Annotated in this window: 18 protein-coding genes, 1 tRNA gene and 1 other RNA gene; all 20 read left to right on the top strand. The window is 68.6% G+C overall.

All coding sequences use genetic code 11. The annotated features are described in order from the left end of the window. Positions 1-42 precede the first annotated feature (42 nt). On the top strand, positions 43-1,101 hold the full coding sequence (locus Q7W02_16280) for an NAD(P)/FAD-dependent oxidoreductase (GenBank protein MDO8477720.1): 1,059 nt from the start codon (positions 43-45) through the stop codon (positions 1,099-1,101). A 76-nt stretch (positions 1,102-1,177) separates the two neighbouring features. Further along, the gene (locus tag Q7W02_16275) at positions 1,178-1,918 is read left to right on the top strand and encodes a TVP38/TMEM64 family protein (GenBank protein MDO8477719.1); all 741 of its coding nucleotides are present in this window, start codon (positions 1,178-1,180) and stop codon (positions 1,916-1,918) included. A 278-nt stretch (positions 1,919-2,196) separates the two neighbouring features. Further along, a complete protein-coding gene (gene aroF, locus Q7W02_16270) occupies positions 2,197-3,213 on the top strand; it encodes a 3-deoxy-7-phosphoheptulonate synthase (GenBank protein ID MDO8477718.1) in 1,017 nt (338 codons plus the stop codon). Further along, the gene (gene aroF, locus Q7W02_16265) at positions 3,210-4,226 is read left to right on the top strand and encodes a 3-deoxy-7-phosphoheptulonate synthase (GenBank protein ID MDO8477717.1); all 1,017 of its coding nucleotides are present in this window, start codon (positions 3,210-3,212) and stop codon (positions 4,224-4,226) included. The genes aroF (Q7W02_16270) and aroF (Q7W02_16265) overlap by 4 nt, the downstream gene beginning before the upstream one ends. A gap of 153 nt (positions 4,227-4,379) precedes the next feature. Continuing rightward, positions 4,380-5,342, top strand: coding sequence for an energy transducer TonB (locus Q7W02_16260; GenBank protein MDO8477716.1), 963 nt, complete (start codon positions 4,380-4,382; stop codon positions 5,340-5,342). 73 nt (positions 5,343-5,415) lie between these two features. Then, positions 5,416-5,490, top strand: a tRNA-Val gene (locus Q7W02_16255). Between the two features lie 137 nt (positions 5,491-5,627). Then, complete coding sequence (thrS, locus tag Q7W02_16250; GenBank protein ID MDO8477715.1) at positions 5,628-7,424, top strand: threonine--tRNA ligase; 1,797 nt, start codon at positions 5,628-5,630, stop codon at positions 7,422-7,424. Between the two features lie 82 nt (positions 7,425-7,506). Continuing rightward, positions 7,507-7,968, top strand: a complete 462-nt coding sequence (gene infC, locus Q7W02_16245; GenBank protein MDO8477714.1) for a translation initiation factor IF-3 — start codon at positions 7,507-7,509, stop codon at positions 7,966-7,968. A 60-nt stretch (positions 7,969-8,028) separates the two neighbouring features. Next, positions 8,029-8,226, top strand: a complete 198-nt coding sequence (gene rpmI / locus Q7W02_16240) for a 50S ribosomal protein L35 (protein ID MDO8477713.1) — start codon at positions 8,029-8,031, stop codon at positions 8,224-8,226. Between the two features lie 21 nt (positions 8,227-8,247). Continuing rightward, positions 8,248-8,604, top strand: a complete 357-nt coding sequence (rplT, locus tag Q7W02_16235; GenBank protein MDO8477712.1) for a 50S ribosomal protein L20 — start codon at positions 8,248-8,250, stop codon at positions 8,602-8,604. Positions 8,605-8,609: 5 nt separating this feature from the next. Then, positions 8,610-9,638 carry a phenylalanine--tRNA ligase subunit alpha gene (pheS, locus tag Q7W02_16230; protein MDO8477711.1) on the top strand — a complete coding sequence of 343 codons (1,029 nt, stop codon included), beginning with the start codon at positions 8,610-8,612 and terminating at the stop codon, positions 9,636-9,638. Further along, positions 9,635-12,088 carry a phenylalanine--tRNA ligase subunit beta gene (gene pheT / locus Q7W02_16225; protein MDO8477710.1) on the top strand — a complete coding sequence of 818 codons (2,454 nt, stop codon included), beginning with the start codon at positions 9,635-9,637 and terminating at the stop codon, positions 12,086-12,088. The genes pheS and pheT overlap by 4 nt, the downstream gene beginning before the upstream one ends. Next, complete coding sequence (locus Q7W02_16220; protein MDO8477709.1) at positions 12,085-12,306, top strand: hypothetical protein; 222 nt, start codon at positions 12,085-12,087, stop codon at positions 12,304-12,306. Before pheT ends, Q7W02_16220 begins: the two co-directional genes overlap by 4 nt. After that, entirely contained in the window at positions 12,303-12,605 is a 303-nt protein-coding gene (locus Q7W02_16215) for a cell division protein ZapA (GenBank protein ID MDO8477708.1), read from the top strand. The genes Q7W02_16220 and Q7W02_16215 overlap by 4 nt, the downstream gene beginning before the upstream one ends. A gap of 40 nt (positions 12,606-12,645) precedes the next feature. Continuing rightward, positions 12,646-12,827: non-coding RNA, 6S RNA (gene ssrS / locus Q7W02_16210), on the top strand. 112 nt (positions 12,828-12,939) lie between these two features. Continuing rightward, positions 12,940-14,547, top strand: coding sequence for a ribonuclease Y (gene rny / locus Q7W02_16205; GenBank protein MDO8477707.1), 1,608 nt, complete (start codon positions 12,940-12,942; stop codon positions 14,545-14,547). Between the two features lie 102 nt (positions 14,548-14,649). Beyond that, positions 14,650-15,444 carry a TIGR00282 family metallophosphoesterase gene (locus Q7W02_16200; protein ID MDO8477706.1) on the top strand — a complete coding sequence of 265 codons (795 nt, stop codon included), beginning with the start codon at positions 14,650-14,652 and terminating at the stop codon, positions 15,442-15,444. A 5-nt stretch (positions 15,445-15,449) separates the two neighbouring features. Next, complete coding sequence (folD, locus tag Q7W02_16195; GenBank protein MDO8477705.1) at positions 15,450-16,304, top strand: bifunctional methylenetetrahydrofolate dehydrogenase/methenyltetrahydrofolate cyclohydrolase FolD; 855 nt, start codon at positions 15,450-15,452, stop codon at positions 16,302-16,304. 164 nt (positions 16,305-16,468) lie between these two features. Further along, on the top strand, positions 16,469-16,945 hold the full coding sequence (locus tag Q7W02_16190) for a DUF559 domain-containing protein (GenBank protein MDO8477704.1): 477 nt from the start codon (positions 16,469-16,471) through the stop codon (positions 16,943-16,945). After that, positions 16,942-17,128, top strand: a 187-nt coding sequence (locus Q7W02_16185; GenBank protein MDO8477703.1) for an exodeoxyribonuclease VII large subunit, incomplete at its 3' end; no start/stop codon positions are given. The genes Q7W02_16190 and Q7W02_16185, both read left to right, overlap by 4 nt.

Below are 17,128 nucleotides of genomic sequence, written 5' to 3'. Positions count from 1 at the left end.
CCGATTTGACTTCTCCCGCGGTCTGTCGGAGTATCCGGTGACATGGCTGGCCGGGACTACGACGCCATCATAGTGGGTGCCAGCTTTGCCGGCTTGGCGGTGGCGCGCCGGCTCACCGGGCGCGTCCTCCTCCTCGACCGCAACGAGGTCGGCGCGGTACAGACCTCGGCCTGCGGCACGCCGCTCTGGGTTCCCCAGGCGCTCGGCGTCGCCGACAGCGTGCTCCAGGTCCACGACAAGCTCACCGTGCGGGCCCCGACGCGCACGGTCACCTACGACCTCTCGGCGGTGCCTTTCTGCACGTTCGACTACAAGCGCTTCTGCGAGGGGCTCCTCGAGCAGACGCGGGCGCGTTTCCTCAGGGCCTCGGTGACGGGGGTCGAGGACGGCGCGGTGCTGACGAGCGACGGGCGCTTCACGGCGCCGGTGATCGTGGACTGCTCGGGCTGGCGGGGCGCCCTCGTCAACAGCGGCAGCGCAGCGACGCCGGCCCGCGGCGACTTCTCGTTCGGGCTCGAGACGCGGACCGCGCTCGAAGACGAGGGGCTGTCCTTCTGGCTCGACGGCAGCCTGATTCCGCGCGGGCTCGGCTGGATCTTCCCCGTTGGCAAGGGCAGCCTCATCGGGCTCGGCTCCTACGTGGGGCTGTCCAAGCTCAAGCCGGCCCTCGAGCGCTTCCTGCGCGACCGCGGCACGGTGGCGACCACCTACCACGGCACGTACTTCCCGAACCGCCTCTTCCGCCCGACCGTGGGGCGGCTCTTTGCCGTCGGCGACGCGGCCGGGCAGTGTCTGCCTCTCACGGCCGAGGGCATCAGGCCGGCGCTCTACTTCGGGGTCGAGTGCGGGCGCATCATCCAGCAGATCTTCGAGGGCCGCGTGGGTCTCAGCGACGGGCTCGAGCGCTACCGCACGCTCGTGGACAGCTATCGCCGCGCCTACCGCATCCTGCGGCTGGCGCAGTGGGCGGCCGAGCACGTCCCGACCCACTTGTTCGCCGCCCTCACGGGGTTGGCCGCGCGCCACCCGGTGCTGCCGCGCTGGTGGCCGCGCTACGGCTGGTTCGGGCGCTTCGATCCCGACCCGTCGCCGGTGGCGTGACCGCGCAGGGCGCGACCGAGAGGCGGCTCTGACCACCCGCACGCGGTGGGCGCTGGCGCTGGCAGTCACCCTCGGTGTGTGCGCGTTCTTCGCGTGGATCGTCTGGACGGACGCGCCCGCCTACCGCTTCTGCTACCGCCTGTTCCACGACAACCAGTACATGAAGGAGAAGCTGGTTGAGTGGGGAGCGGCGGCGCCCGTCATCTTCATCCTGATCCAGTCCTTGCAGGTCGTCCTCGCGCCCGTCCCCGGCGAGGTGACCGGCATTCTCGGCGGTTTCGTCTTCGGTCAGTGGCTGGGGCTCATCTACTCGACGATCGGGCTCACGGGGGGCTCGCTCCTGGCGTTCGCGCTCGGCCGGTGGCTGGGCGACGCCTACGTGAGGCACCTCGTCAGCGAGGAGACCTGGAACAAGCTCGGGTTCATTGTGGAGGCTGAGGGCACGATTCTCTGCTTCATCATCTACCTCATCCCGGGGCTGCCCAAGGACATCGCCTGCTATCTCTTCGGGCTGTCTCCCATGCCCTTCTGGGTCTTCGCCGTGGTCTCGACGCTCGGCCGCATCCCCGGCACCTGGGTCCTGTCGGCCCAGGGGGCCAAGACCGCCACGGGGCACTATATAGAGGTAGCCCTCCTGACGGCCGCCGTCGCCGCTCTCGCCGTGCCGGCCTACTATTATCGCCACCGCATCATGGCGTGGTTCGAGGGGCGGACCCAGGATGACGAGGCGCAGGACGGGGAGAACGCGAAGGATCAGGACGGCAAGCAGGGCAAGAAGCGGCGCAAGCACCGTCGGCGGCGCGGAGCGGGCTCCTGAGGCGGTCCCGACAAGACTTGACAGGGTCCGGCAGACAGGGGTACAGTCGGCGGCACTTTCTCCATGGGAGGTTGTGAGCCGGTGAATCAGACGGGAAGCGGTACCGCGCAGGGCTGGTGGCGGTATTTTTACTTTCCCCACGTCTGCCCGCTGGCTCCCATGAGCTGAACCGAGGAGCCACGGGGCGGACCTACCGCCGGCCCGTGGCGAAGACAGACACCAGACGCCGCGGGTTACGGACCCGCGGCGTTTTCCATTTCGAGACAGGAGAGACGGACATGATCATCGTGCTGAAGCCGGGATCGAGCGACGCGGACATCGAGGACGTGTCGCGCCGCGTGCGGGACATGGGCTTCAAGACCCATCTCTCACGCGGGGACGTCCGCACCATCGTCGGCGTGGTCGGCGACGACCGCGCCAAGGAGCAGCTGCTCGCGCTGCAGTCGCTCGACTGCGTGGAGAGCGTGGTGCGGATCCTACAGCCTTTCAAGCTGGCGAGCCGCGAGGCGCACCCCGACGCGACCCAGTTCAAGGTCCACGGCGTGCCCATCGGCGGCACGCAGCTGGTCGTCATGGCCGGGCCCTGCTCCGTCGAGTCGCGGCCGCAGCTCATGGCCATCGCCGAAGGCGTCAAGGCGGGCGGCGCCCAGGTTCTCCGCGGCGGGGCGTTCAAGCCGCGGACCTCGCCCTACGCCTTCCAGGGGCTCGAGGAGGAGGGGCTGAAGCTCCTGAGCGAGGCGAGCAAGGCGACCGGCCTGCCCGTCGTGACGGAGGTCATGGAGCCCGACAAGGTGGACGTGGTGGCGCAGCACGCCGACATTCTCCAGATCGGCGCGCGCAACGTGCAGAACTTCTCGCTCCTCAAGCGCGTCGCCGAGTGCGGCAAGCCCGTGCTGTTGAAGCGCGGCATGTCGACCTCGATCCAGGAGTGGCTGCTCTCGGCCGAGTACGTGCTGGCCGGCGGCAACCCCAACGTCATTCTCTGCGAGCGCGGCATCCGGACCTTCGAGACCTCGACACGCTACACGCTCGATCTCAACGCCATCCCCGTGGTCAAGAAGCTCTCTCATCTCCCGGTGCTGGTGGATCCCTCGCATGGTACAGGCCACTGGGAGTACGTGTCCGCCATGGCCAAGGCGGGCTTGGCCGCCGGGGCCGACGGGCTCATCATCGAGGTGCACAACAATCCGGCCGAAGCGCTCTCGGATGGGCCGCAGTCGCTCAAGCCGGACCGCTTCGCCAAGCTGATGGCCGAACTTCGGCCGTTGGCCCAGGTGCTGGGGAGGTCGCTGTGATCATTATCCTGAAGTCGGGTGTCGGAGACGCGGAGATCGACGACGTCTGCCGTCGCGTGACCGAGATGGGCTACGCGCCGCACATCATTCGCGGCGAGTTCAAGACCATTGTCGCGGCGGTCGGAGAAGAGCGGGGGCGGCCCGATCTCCGCCTGCTCGAGGCGGTCGAGACGGTCGAGTCGGTCATGCCCGTCCAGCAGCCTTTCAAGCTCGCGAGCCGTGAAGTCCGGCAGGAGCCCACCGAGGTACGGGTCAACGGCGTGGTCATCGGCGGCAAGGCCGTCGTCGTCATGGCCGGGCCGTGCTCGGTCGAGTCGGAGGCCCAGGTGCTCGAAGTCGCCGACCGCGTCAAGGAGTCGGGCGCGAAGATCCTCCGCGGCGGCGCGTTCAAGCCGCGGACCTCGCCGTACGCGTTCCAGGGGCTCAAGGAGCAGGGGCTCAAGTACCTGGCGGAGGCGCGCAAGCGTACGGGGCTGCCGGTCGTGACCGAGGTGCTCGAGACGGAGAGCGTCGAGATGGTGGCCCAGTACACGGACATCCTGCAGATCGGCGCGCGCAACATCCAGAACTTCACGCTGCTGCGGCGGGTAGGGGAGATGGGCAAGCCGGTCCTGCTCAAGCGCGGCATGGCGACCAGCATCCAGGAGTTCCTGCTCTCGGCCGAGTACATCCTGGCCGCGGGCAACCCGAACGTCATCTTGTGCGAGCGCGGCATCCGCACGTTCGAGACCTCGACGCGCTTCACGCTCGATCTGAACGCGGTGCCGGTGCTGAAGAAGCTCTCCCACCTGCCGGTCTTCGTGGATCCGTCGCACGGCACGGGGCACTGGGACCTGGTCGCGCCGATGGCCAAGGGGGCGGTCGCCTGCGGCGCCGACGGGCTCATCATTGAGGTGCATCCGAAGCCCGAGGAGGCGCTCTCCGACGGGCCGCAGTCCCTCAAGCCCGCGAAGTTCGCCCAGCTCATGCGCGAGCTTCGTCCCGTCGCGGAGGCCGTCGGGCGCAGCTTGTAGTCGCCGGGAGCCGGGGGCCGGGGGGCCCGGGGGCGCCCCCGTCACCCCCAACTGCACGGGGGTTCGGGGGGCATCCCCCGGGCCCCCCGGCCCCCGGCTCCCTACCGTCCTGTGGCGACGGCCAACGGCCCCGGTGGCTTATACTGACTGCGTATGCGCGGCGTGTGGGAGTGGTGTCTGAAATACTTGCCCGAGGACCGGACCAACCGGTATCTGGTTGTCACGGTCATCGTATCGGTGCTCTTCCACATCCTCATCGGCGTGGGGCTGATCGTGGGCGGCGACATCGAGCAGCGGAAGATTATCGCCAAGCGCGGCGAGGCGATCCTCGTGGACATTGCACCCGACAAGCCGAAAGAGACGGCCCCGCTCGGCAATCCCTCGCGGCCGGTCGGCCCCAACGCGCCCGAGCCGCCGCGACAGGCCGCGCCTCCAACGCCGCCTGCTCCCAAGGCCGCGTCGGCTCCGCCAGCGCCCGCGGCTCCCAGAGTCGCGGAAGCTCCCAAGGCCGCGCCCAAAGCGCCGCCCGCGGCGCCCAAGTCCGCCGATCCCGGCCCCGCGCCCAAGGCGACTCCGCCGACCCCCGTTCCCGACCAAAGTCAGAGCGCGAAGGCGGCGCCACAACCGCCCGCGGCGCAGCCTCAGCCTCTCGCGCCGGCCGCCGATCCGCGCGTCGCCTCGGCGCCGCCGCAGCCTCCGCCCGCGGCGGCGATGTTCCGCCGGGGAGGGGGAGGAGGGCTCAAGGGCGGCCGGGGAGGCATCGAGGGCGAGCCAATCCCGCTCGACACGCCGGAGCCGAAGTTCCAGGACTACTTCAACCAGGTCCGCGAGCGGATCAAGAGCAAGTGGATCTACCCGCCCGAGGCAGCCAGCCGCGGTATCGAGGGCGAGCTGCAGATCGAGTTCGGCATCGCGAAGAGCGGGGAGCTTCAGTTCATCGAGAAGCGTCGCTCCTCCGGCACCGAGATCCTCGACGACTATGCCATGCGCGCCGTCCAGCTGGCCTCGCCCTTCCCGCCCGTGCCGGACGCGATCTCCAAGGGCGGCCTGCCCATCAACGGCAGCTTCCGCTACCACATCCTCGGCTCCGGCCTCATCAACAACTATCTCCGTTGAGGCCCCGGAGCGAGGCAGGTCCTCTTGACAGCCGTGTCGGCTATCCTGTAGTCTCGTTTGTACTTTTCGGCGTAGGCTCGTAGCTCAGCGGGAGAGCGCTACCTTGACACGGTAGAGGTCGGCGGTTCGACACCGCCCGAGCCTACCATTTACTCCACCAGTCGTTGAGGAGTGCACATCGTCGGGAACAGGCAGCACGTGTGTGGTTGAGGGAGTGCGAAGCATCACCGGGCGCAATCCCCGTGATGCTTTTTTGTCTTCACTAACTGGACGCAAGGCACAGACATGATCAATTCCGAAGAGGATCGGCACCTCAAGCTCGCTGGGGAGGCGGACTGCGCCCCGGAGCCGCTGCCGACTCTCCGCCACTCGACGGCGCACCTGATGGCCCAGGCCGTCACGCAGATCTTCCCCGAGGTCAAGGTCGCCATCGGCCCGGCCATCGAGGACGGCTTTTACTATGATTTCGCGAAGCCCGCGCCCTTCACGCCCGAGGACCTCGAGCGCATCGAAGCCAGGATGCGCGAGCTGGCGAAGCAGGACCTGCCCTTCGCTCGCGAGGAGATGGCGCGCGACAAGGCGATCCGCTTCTTCGAGGAGCGCGGCGAGCCCTTCAAGGTCGAGATCCTGCACGGCATCGACGCGCCCACCGTCTCGTTCTACCGCCAGGGCGACTTCGTGGACCTCTGCCGCGGGCCGCACGTGGCCTCGACCGGGGCGATCCGGTTCTTCAAGCTCCTCTCGTCTTCGGGCGCCTACTGGCGTGGGAGCGAGAAGAACCCGATGCTCCAGCGGATCTACGGCACCGCGTGGCTGACCAAGGAAGAGCTGGACCAGTACCTCTGGCGGCTCGAAGAGGCCAAGAAACGCGACCACCGCAAGCTCGGACGCGAGCTCGACCTCTTCGAGTTCCACGACATCTCGCCGGGCGCCGCCTTCTGGCTGCCGGGCGGGATGGTCCTGGTCCGCGAGCTGGAGAAGTTCGCGCGCGAGTCCCTGGATGCCCGGGGCTACCAGGAGATCTCGACGCCGATGCTCGTGAACAAGAAGCTGTGGGAGCAATCGGGACACTGGGACCACTACCAGGACAACATGTTCAAGGTCGAGGTCGAGGACGAGACCTTCAGCCTGAAGCCGATGAACTGCCCCGAGTCGACGTACGTGTACCGTCGGACGGTGCGGTCGTACCGCGACCTGCCGATCCGGTACTCCGAGATGGGCCGCTGCCACCGCAACGAGCGCTCGGGCACGCTCACGGGCCTGATCCGCGTGCGGCAGTTCACCCAGGACGACGCGCACATTTATTGCCGCCCGGACCAGCTCCAGGCGGAGATCACGGACCTGCTGGACCTCGTGCGCGAGTGGTACGGGACCTTCGGTCTCCGGCCGTCGTACCGTCTCTCGACGCGTCCGGCCGACAAGCTCGGCACGGAGCAGCAGTGGGACCAGGCCGAGGACGGCCTCTACGAGGCGCTGCGCGCGAACGGTCTCGCCTACGACCAGGACAAGGGAGGTGGGGCCTTCTACGGGCCGAAGATCGATATCGACGTCGAGGACACGCTGGCGCGGCAGTGGCAGCTCGCCACGATCCAGGTGGATTTGACGATGCTGCCCGAGCGCATGGGGTGCGAGTACATCGACACCGACGGCCAGCCCAAGCGGCCGGTGGTGATCCACCGCGCCATCTTCGGCTCCTACGAGCGCTTCATCGCCATCCTGACCGAGCACTTCGCCGGCGCCTTCCCGACGTGGCTCGCGCCCGTGCAGGCGCGCGTCCTGCCCGTGAGCGAGAAGCACGCCGAGTACGCCAAGGCCGTGTACGCGCGGCTGCGCGCGGCCCGGATCCGCGCTCACCTCGACGACCGCAACGAGAAGCTCGGCTACCGCATCCGCGAGGCGCAGGTGCACAAGGTGCCCTACACGCTGGTGGTCGGTGAGCGCGAGGCGCAGCAGGACACGGCGAGCCTGCGTCCCCGCGGCAGCGACCAGTCGGCCGTGTTGCCCATGAACGAGATCCTTGCCGCGTTGGCCGCCGAGATCGGCGGCCGTTCCGCCACCCTCACCGTGGGCCGCTCAGGTTGAGCGCCGCCCGCAGCTAGGAGCCACGCCCATACAGTCCAAGGAGATCCGCATCAACGAGGGCATTCGCGTTCGGGAGGTCCGCGTGGTCAGCGCCGACGGCGAGCAGCTGGGGGTTCTGCCCATCGCGCAGGCGCTGGAGCTGGCGCGGCAGGGGGAGATGGATCTCGTCGAGGTGGCGGCCGAGGCGGCGCCCCCCGTGTGCCGGATCATGGACTTCGGGAAGTACAAGTACATGCAGGCGCGCCGCCAGAAGGACGCGCGGAAGAAGCAGACGACGATCCAGGTGAAGGAGGTCAAGCTCGGGCCCAAGACGGACACTCACGATTTCGATTTCAAGGCGAAGCACGTGAGGCGCTTCCTTGAAGAAGGCAACAAGGCCAAGGTGACCGTGCGCTTCAAGGGACGCGAGATGGCCCATACGGAGCTTGGGTGGAAGATGCTGAACAAGATGACGGAGATCATGGCCGACATGGCGATCATCGAGAGCCACCCTCGGATGGAAGGGCGCATGCTCTCCATGATCCTGTCGCCGAAGCCACACTAAGACCCCCTCACCCTGCCCTCTCCCCAGAGGGGCGAGGGGGATAGGGAGGAAAGGCTCATTATGCCGAAGATGAAGACGAAGCAGGCCGCGGCCAAGCGCCTCAAGGTGACGGGGACCGGCAAGCTCATGGGCAGGAGCGGATGGAAGCGGCACCTCTTGGAAGCCAAGAGCCCCAAGCGGCGGCGCAAGCTTCGCGGGCCGAGGTTGATCGCTAAAGCGGACGTGCCGAGACTCAAGCGGCTCGTCCCGTACCTATAAGAGCAGGAAGGAGACACTTACATGCCACGGGCAAAGGGCGGGTCCAAGACCCGCCAGCGCAGGAAGAAGGTGCTCAAGCAGGCCAAGGGTTATTTCGGCGGGCGCCGCAAGCTCTACCGCACGGCCGCCGAGACGGTGCTCCGCGCCGGGGCCTTCGCCTACAAGGGCCGCAAGCAGAAGAAGCGCCGCGCGCGCGCACTCTGGATCATCCGCGTCAACGCCGCGTGCCGGCAGGTGGGTCTCTCCTACTCGGTCTTCATGGCCGGGCTCAAGAAGGCCGGCATCACGCTCGACCGCAAGATCCTGGCCGAGCTCGCCGTCTCGGATCCGCCCGCCTTCGCGAAGCTCGCGTCGATCGTCGCCGCCCAGCGGGGCTGAGCAGGGTGGCAGGGGACCCGCGGGTCCAGGAAATCCTCGACCGGGCCCTGGCGGATGTCGCCGGGGCCCGATCCACGTCCGCCCTCGAGCAGCTGCGCGTCCGCGTGCTCGGGCGCTCCGGCGAGCTGACGGCGCTTCTGCGCGGGCTCGGCAAGATCGCCGCCGCCGAGCGCCCGCGGGTCGGCCAGGAGGCCAACCGCGCCAAGGAGCGGATCGAGGAGGGGCTCGCCGCCAGGCTCGAGGCGCTCAAGCCCGAGGAGCACCGCCAGTTGCTCGCCTCCCGGCGCGTGGACCTGACGCTGCCTGGGCGCGCTACACGGCCGGGCGCCGTGCACCCGATCATCCGCGTCCAGGACGAGATCATCGGGATCTTCGAGGGGCTCGGATTCTCCGTGGCCGAGGGGCCCGAGGTCGAGAGCGACTACTACAACTTCGCGGCGCTCAACTTCCCCGACGACCACCCCGCGCGCGACATGCAGGACACCTTCCACCTGTCGGCGGACACGCTGCTCCGCACGCACACCTCGCCGGTGCAGATCCGGACCATGAAGGCGCAGCCGCCACCGGTGCGCGTCATCTGCCCGGGCAAAACGTACCGCCGTGACGCCGACAACACGCATTCCCCGATGTTCCACCAGGTGGAGGGCCTGGCGGTGGACGCCAATATCTCCATGGGCGATCTCAAGGGCACGCTCGAGCTCTTCGCCCGCGAGATGTTCGGCCCGGGCGCCGCTATTCGCTTCCGCCCGTCCTTCTTCCCGTTCACGGAGCCCTCGGCGGAGGCGGACGTCCGCTGCTTCGCCTGCGCGGGCGCCGGGTGCCGCGTCTGCTCGCAGTCGGGCTGGCTCGAGATCCTTGGCTCGGGCATGGTGCATCCCAACGTGCTGCGCAATGTGGGCTATGACACCGAGCAGGTGACGGGCTGGGCCTTCGGCATGGGCGTCGAGCGGGTGGCCATGCTGAAGTACGGGATCGACGACATCCGCCTCTTCTTCGAGAACGACATGCGCTTCCTCGGACAGTTCGCCCCGTGAGGATCTCCCACCGCTGGCTGCTCGAGTTCGTCGAGACGGACCTCCCGCCCGCCGCGATCGCCGACCGCCTGGTCAACGCCGGCATCGAGGTGCCCTCCGTCTCGCCGCTCGTCGAGGGGCTCTCGGGCGTGGTCGTCGGTGAGATCGAGGCGATCGAGAAAGACCTGGGCGTCACACCCGCCGGCCACCACAATCGCCTCTGCCGGGTCGCGCTGCCCGACAAGAAATTCTCGGTGATCTGCGGCGCGCCCAATGCCGCGCCCGGCCTGCGCACGGCTTTCGCCCCTCCGGGGGCGACGCTGCCGGCCAGCGCCGCTTTTCCCGGTGGACGCGCCATCAAGGCCGCGAAGATCCGCGGCACGGTCTCCGACGGGATGCTCTGTTCCGAGCTGGAGCTCGGCATCGGCCAGGACGGCTCGGGCATCCTCGAGCTGCCCGCCGACGCGCCGCTCGGCGCCCCGCTCATCCAGTACCTGGGCCTCGACGATGCCATCCTCGAGATCGAAATCACGCCGAACCGCCCTGACGCGCTCAGCATCGTCGGCGTCGCGCGGGAAGTCGCGGCGCTCACGGGCGCGCCCTTCCGCTTCCCGCAGATCGCGGTCAAGGAAGGGGAGACCGAGGCCGGCTCGCTCGCGACGGTCGAGATCCTCGACCCCGACCTCTGCCCGCGCTACGCGGCGCGCGTCATCACCGGCCTCACGGTCAAGCCTTCGCCGCCGTGGCTCGCCCAGCGGCTCCGCGCGGTGGGCCTGCGCCCCATCAACAACCTCGTGGACGTGACCAACTACGTCCTCTGGGAGCTGGGCCAGCCGCTCCACGCCTTCGACTACGCCACCATCTCCCAGCACGCGATCGTGGTGCGGCGGGCGCGGCCGGGCGAGCGGCTCCGGACGCTCGACGGGCAGGACAGAGCGCTCGAGCCCGACATGTTGATGATCTGCGATCCCGAGCGCGCCGTTGCCATCGGCGGCGTCATGGGCGGCGGCAACACGGAAGTGACGGCGGCCACGACGACGGTGCTGCTCGAGAGCGCCTACTTCAACCCCGGCTCCGTCCGCCGGACGGCGCGCGCGCTCGGCCTGCACACCGATGCCGCGTACCGCTTCGAGCGCGGCGCCGACATCGAAGGGCTCCGCGAGGCCCTCGACCGCGCCGCCCAGCTCATGGCCGACCTCGGCGGCGGCACCGTCGCCAAGGGCGTCGTCGATGTCTACCCGGGGCCGAAGCCCCGCCCGCGCATCGCGCTTCGCCGCTCGCGCATCGAGCGGCTCATCGGCGCCTGCCCGACTCACGAAGACGTCGTGAAGATCCTTCAGGGGCTGGGCTTCGCCGTGGACGACTCGGGGATCGCGCTCCAGGTGGTGGTGCCGAGCTTCCGGCGCGACATTGCCCAGGAGGACGACCTGGTCGAGGAGATCATCCGCGTCTGGGGCTACGACAAGATCCCCTCGACGCTGTCGAGGGGCAGCCAGCTCCAGCCCGTGACGCGCCCCGCCGATCTCACGCTCTCTCGCGGCGTGACGGCCGCGCTGACCGCGGCGGGCCTCTACCAGGCCGTCACGTATGCCTTCGTCGATCCCGGGCGCCTCGCGGCGATGGGTTGGAGCGCGCCCGAGGCCCTGATCGCGCTCCAGAACCCGATCTCCGTCGAGCGCTCCGTCCTGCGCCCGTCGTTGGCCCCGGGGCTCCTCGAGGTGGTCGCGCTCAACGGCAGCCGCCAGATTCCCGACGTGCGCGTGTTCGAGATCGGCCAGACCTTCGCTCCCCATCGGGATGAAGACGGAGATTGTCCCGCCCACGAAGAGCTCTGGGTCGCTGTGGTGATGACGGGGCAGCGCGCGACCCGCGCCTGGCACGCGGGCCGTGAGCGCGCGGACGTCTACGACGCGAAGGGCGCCGCCGAGCTGGTCGTGGGCGCCGCGGGAGTGGGCGAGGCGGGCGTCACGCCGTATGCGCCCGGCAAGGGCCCGCGCTACCTTGAGGAGGGCCGCGCTGCGGCGCTCACCGCCGGCGGCCGCGAGATCGGCTGGTTCGGCGAGGTCGCGCTCCACGTGCGCGAGGCCTTCGACCTGCCGGCGCCCATCTTCCTCGCCGAAGTGTCGCTGACCGCGCTGCTCGCCCTGCCGCGTCGCGAGATCCGCTACGAGCCGCTGCCGCGCTTCCCGGCCGTCCAGCGGGACCTCGCCGTCGTCGTCCAGGCCGAGGTGACGGCGGGGCAGGTCGAGGCCGCGATCCGCGCGATGAAGCTGCCGCTCCTGTCGCGGATCACGCTCTTCGACGTCTACGAGGGCGGCCAGGTCGGCGCCGGCAAGCGGAGCCTCGCCTGGAGCCTGACCTTCCAGGCGGCCGACCGCACGCTCACCGACAAGGAAGTCAATGATCTCCACGCCAAGATCGTCGCCGAGGTCGGCCGCCGCTTCGCGGCCGAGATCAGGGGGGTGTCATGACCGAGCCGCTCGGGGAGCGACTGGAGGAGCTCGAGAAGGCCGTCAGGCGCGCGGCGGAGGTCATCGCGACGCTCCGCAAGGAGCGCGACACTCTCGCGTCCAGGGCGGGGGCGGGCGACGCCGACCGCGCCGAGCTTCAGCGCCTGCGCCAGGAGCGCAAGGAGACGCTGTCGCAGGTCAACGCCATGCTCAAGGAAATGGAGAAGCTCGACCTATGAGCGAGATGCAGCGGGTCGAGGTCGAGATCCTCGGGCAGAAGTACACGATCAGGAGCGAGGCCGATCCGAAGTACGTCCGCGACCTTGCGGCCTACGTCGAGAAACGCGTCAAGAGCGTGGAAGGACAGATGCGTGGCCAGGACCCGGTCAAGGCGCTGGCGCTGGCGGGCCTGTATATCGCCGACGAGCTGTTCCGTGCCCGCGAGGAGCTGTCCACGTTCGAGGGCGACCTGCCCAAGCGCATCGGCGCGATGGTGGACCTGCTGGAGGCGATCGTCCCCGCCAAGGGCCAACGGTAGGTATCGCTTGACTTGCCTGAGGCAAGGGGGGTACACAGGGGAAGCCCTGCGCTGTTTGTGATGTCGGGGGGGAGTTTCAACCTCGATACACATGAGGACGCCGCTCAAGAGGGTGGTGCGCATGCCCCTCACACGAGGGGAAGCCTGAAGCCCTCCATTTTGGCGCCCACCTGGCTTGCCAGGTTCGAAACACCGTCGGCACACGGCAGAGGCGGGGCGCCTCCTTCGTTGACTTTCCTTCCGCAAAGAGCTTATACTTCCGATGATTTTTCGCTGTCGCGAAGGTCCTGATCGTCCTTATTAAATCCGGGGCTGTCCCCGGTTGGAGATAGCAATGGACGTCAAGCTTGTTCTGATCGTCCTGGTTCCGCTCGTCGCCCTCCTGGCACTCTTCGTCGGCTACATGGCGCACAAGCTCGCCATCGCCCGTACCCTCGGCGACGCCGAGACTCGCGCCAAGCGCATCCTCGACGACGCCCAGCGCGCCGTGGAGCAGGCGCGCGCGGAGGCCGAAGTCAAGTTCCGCGAGGGCGAGGCCCGCATCCGCGCCGTCGAGCTCGAGGCCAAGGAGACGGCGCTCAAGGCGCGTAGCGAGCTCGAGCAGGAGACGCGCGCGCGCCAGAAAGAGATCCAGGAGGTCGAGCGCCGCGTGGTCCAGCAGGAAGAGCAGCTGGCCCGTCAGCTCGACCAGCTCGGCCGGCGCGAGAGCGAGATGCAGTCCCGCGATCGCGCGCTGGGCGAAAGGGACAAGGGCATTGCCACGAAAGAGGCGCAGCTGAATTCCGCGCTCGATGACCAGCGGAGGAAGCTCGAGGGCATCGCCGGTCTCACCGCGGAAGAGGCCAAGCGGCAGCTCATGGCCCAGGTCGAGGTCGAGTGCCGCCGCGAGGCCCAGCTCCTCGGCATGCGGCTCGAGGAAGAGGCGAAGGAGACCGCCCAGGTCAAGGCGAGGGAAGTCCTGGCCACGACGATCCAGCGGCTGGCGCCCGACTACACGGTCGAGACCTCGGTGTCCATCGTGAACCTGCCGTCGGACGACATGAAGGGGCGCATCATCGGCCGCGAGGGGCGAAACATTCGCGCGCTCGAGCTGCACACGGGCGTGGACCTGATCGTCGACGACACGCCTGAGGCCGTCCTCATCTCCGCCTACGACCCGTATCGCCGGGAGATCGCGAAGCTGGCGCTCCAGAAGCTGATCGCCGACGGGCGGATTCATCCAGCGCGCATCGAGGAGGTCGTCGAGAAGGTCAAGAAGGAGATGGAGGAGCAGCTCAAGGAAGAGGGCGAGAAGGCCTGCTTCGAGGTGGGCGTCCACGGCCTGCACCCCGAGCTCGTCAAGCTCGTGGGGCGCATGAAGTACCGGACCTCCTACGGGCAGAACTGCCTCCAGCACTCGAAAGAAGTCGCCTGGCTCGCGGGCATGATGGCGGCCGAGATCAAGGCCGACGTCAAGCTGGCCAAGCGCATGGGGCTGCTCCACGACATCGGCAAGGCGCTCACGCACGAGCAGGAGGGCAGCCACCCGGAGCTCAGCCTGCAGGTGCTGACCAAGTACGGCGAGTCGCCGCAGATCATCAACGCCGCGCTCTGCGGCCACGAGAACGTCGAGCCCGAGACCATCGAGGCGGTGCTGACCGAGGCGGCCGACGGCATCTCCGCGGCCCGGCCCGGCGCGCGCCGTGACGTCCTCGAGAGCTACATCAAGCGCCTGGCCAAGCTTGAGGAGATCGCCATGTCCTACAAGGGCGTGGAGATGTGCTACGCGATCCAGGCCGGGCGCGAGCTCCGCGTCATGACCAAGTCCGAACAGATCTCCGACCTCGACGCCCACCAGCTGGCCAAGGACATCTCCAAGCGCATCGAGGCCGAGATGCAGTACCCCGGCCACATCAAGGTCATCGTCATCCGCGAGACGCGCGCGGTGGAAGTGGCGAAGTGAAGCGCCCAAGGAGGATGACTCTGGCGGCGACGCGGATGCTCAATGCGGTGGGGGGGTCTGGGGGAGGAGCGGCGCCGCTCCCCCCCAGGACCAGATAGACCCTTGGCCAAGCCGCTCACCATCCTCTGCGTCGGCGACGTCTTCGGAGAGCCGGGGCGCAAGGCTGTGCACGCGCTCCTCCCGCGCCTCCGCAAGCAGTACGAGGCCGACCTGGCCGTCGTCAACGTGGAGAATGCCGCGGCCGGCTTCGGGGTCACGCCGTTGATCGCGCGGACGTTCCTCGAGCACGGCGTGGACGTGATGACCTCCGGCAACCACATCTGGGACAAGAAGGAGATCATCGAGTACATCGCCAAGGAGAACCTCCTGCTCCGCCCGGCGAACTTCCCTGTTGGCACCCCGGGTGTCGGCCACGTCACCGTCAAAGCCGGCCCGCACAAGGTCGCGGTGCTGAACCTGATGGGACGGGTGTTCATGCTGCCGATCGACTGCCCGTTCCAGAAGGCCGACGAGCTCGTGGCCGAGCTCCGCAAGGACACGCCGGTGATCCTCGTGGACATGCACGCGGAGGCGACGAGCGAGTCGCAGGCCATGGGCTGGTATCTCGACGGGCGGGTCAGCGCCGTGGTCGGCACGCACCGGCACGTGCAGACCGCGGACGAGCGCGTGCTGCCGAAGGGCACCGCCTACATCACCGACCTCGGCATGACGGGCCCGACCGACTCCGTCATCGGCGTGGACAAGGACCTGGCGCTCCAGCGCTTCCTCTCGCAGATGCCGAATCGCTTCGAGCCCGCCAAGGGCCCCGTCGCCCTCCACGGCGTCGTGATCCGGATCGACCCCGACACGGGCCGGGGGCTGTCCATCGAGCGGCTGCGCGTCCCTCTCCCCGACTAAGGCCGGTGCAGATCCTCGAGGGCAAGGCGGTCGCGGCGAAGGTCCTGGCCGAGGTCAAGGCCGGCGTCGCCGCCCTCACAGCCAGGACCGGCGTCCAGCCGACGCTCGCGGTCATCCTGGTCGGCGAAGACCCCGCGTCGCAGATCTACGTTCGCAACAAGAAGCGCGCGGCCGACGACGTCGGTATCGCCTCGCGCGACTTCCTCTTCCCCGCCGGCTGCTCCCAGGCGGAGCTGTCCGAGACGATCCGGAAGATCAACGCGGATCCGTCCGTCCACGGCATCCTCCTCCAGCTGCCGCTGCCCAAGGGGCTGGACGAGAACGAAGCCGTCAATGCCATCGCCCCCGCCAAGGACGCCGACGGTCTGCACCCAATGAGCCTGGGCAACCTGCTGGCGGGCAAGCCCTCCATGGTCCCGTGCACGCCCGCCGGCTGCATCGAGATCCTGGATCATTACGGCATTCCGCTCGAGGGCGCCGAGGCCGTCGTGGTCGGGCGCTCGCGTCTTGTCGGCAAGCCGCTGGCCCAGCTGCTGCTCGCGCGCAATGCGACGGTGACCATGTGCCATACGCGCACGCGCGACCTCGCCGAGCACTGCCGCCGCGCCGACGTCCTCTGCGTGGCCGCCGGCAGGCCGCGATTCATCACCGGCGACATGGTGAAGGAGGGCGCCGTCGTCATCGACGTCGGCGTCAACCGCCTCGACACCGGCAAGCTCGCCGGCGACGTGGATTTCGACTCCGCCTCGAAGCGGGCGCGCGCCATCACCCCCGTGCCGGGCGGCGTCGGCCTGATGACCGTGGCCATGCTCATGAAGAACACCCTCCTCGCGGCCACGCGCCAACTGGGTGTCTCGTGACCGCTCTCCGCCCCTCACCTCTCTGCCCCTCACCTCTCCGCCCCTCACCTCTCCGCCCCTCACCCTACCCTCTCCCCAAAGGGGAGAGGGGTTCGGAACGGGCCATCGGGGCAGGGGTGGGGATCACCAGAGTCCCCCTCTCCCCCATCGGGGGAGAGGGCAGGGTGAGGGGGCAGGTTCGCGAGCATCTGCGTTGCTACGCGCGTCGACTTCGACGCGACCAGACGGATGCGGAGAGGAAGTTGTGGTCGCGGCTTCGTGATCGCCGACTCTGCGGTGCGAGATTCCGCCGCCAGCATCCCATCGGTCCCTTCATCGCAGATTTTTGCTGCACGGAAGGCAAACTGGTTATCGAGCTCGACGGTGGCCAGCACGCGCTGCGGCTGCGTGAAGATCAGGTACGTACGCAGTACATCGAGTCCCAAGGGTATCGCATCCTTCGCTTCTGGGACAACGAGGCCCTGGCAAATACGGAAGGCGTACTCCTCCGCATCGTTGAGGCGCTCGGCGCCAATGGAACTTCCCCCTCACCCTGCCCTCTCCCCAAGGGGGAGAGGGAATCCGGGAGGCCCATTCGAATGAAACCCTCTCCCCAGCGGGGAGAGGGTAGGGTGAGGGGGCTAGAGGTGAGGGGGCTGTGAGCGAGGGTGAGCGGCGGGTTTTTACGGTGTCGGAGCTGACGGTGCGGCTCAAGGCGGCGCTCGAGGAGACATGTCCGGGCGTGTGGGTCGAGGGGGAGATCTCGAACCTGCGCACGCCCGGCTCGGGCCACGCCTACTTCACGCTCAAGGACGAGGGCGCGCAGCTCTCGGCCGTCCTTTTCC

The sequence above is a fragment of the Candidatus Rokuibacteriota bacterium genome, from assembly GCA_030647435.1.
In the GTDB taxonomy this organism is placed as follows: Bacteria; Methylomirabilota; Methylomirabilia; order Rokubacteriales; family CSP1-6; genus AR37.
The sequence above is the reverse complement of the archived record's forward strand: the minus strand, read 5'-3'. Positions and strand labels throughout refer to the sequence as shown.

What these genes read in the sequence shown, in the direction of transcription:
- Q7W02_16280 (MDO8477720.1), top strand. Translation starts at nt 43, where the DNA reads ATGGCTGGCCGGGACTACGACGCCATCATAGTGGGTGCCAGCTTTGCC.
- aroF (MDO8477718.1), top strand. Translation starts at nt 2,197, where the DNA reads ATGATCATCGTGCTGAAGCCGGGATCGAGCGACGCGGACATCGAGGAC.
- Q7W02_16260 (MDO8477716.1), top strand. Translation starts at nt 4,380, where the DNA reads ATGCGCGGCGTGTGGGAGTGGTGTCTGAAATACTTGCCCGAGGACCGG.
- thrS (MDO8477715.1), top strand. Translation starts at nt 5,628, where the DNA reads ATGATCAATTCCGAAGAGGATCGGCACCTCAAGCTCGCTGGGGAGGCG.
- rpmI (MDO8477713.1), top strand. Translation starts at nt 8,029, where the DNA reads ATGCCGAAGATGAAGACGAAGCAGGCCGCGGCCAAGCGCCTCAAGGTG.
- rplT (MDO8477712.1), top strand. Translation starts at nt 8,248, where the DNA reads ATGCCACGGGCAAAGGGCGGGTCCAAGACCCGCCAGCGCAGGAAGAAG.
- Q7W02_16220 (MDO8477709.1), top strand. Translation starts at nt 12,085, where the DNA reads ATGACCGAGCCGCTCGGGGAGCGACTGGAGGAGCTCGAGAAGGCCGTC.
- Q7W02_16215 (MDO8477708.1), top strand. Translation starts at nt 12,303, where the DNA reads ATGAGCGAGATGCAGCGGGTCGAGGTCGAGATCCTCGGGCAGAAGTAC.
- rny (MDO8477707.1), top strand. Translation starts at nt 12,940, where the DNA reads ATGGACGTCAAGCTTGTTCTGATCGTCCTGGTTCCGCTCGTCGCCCTC.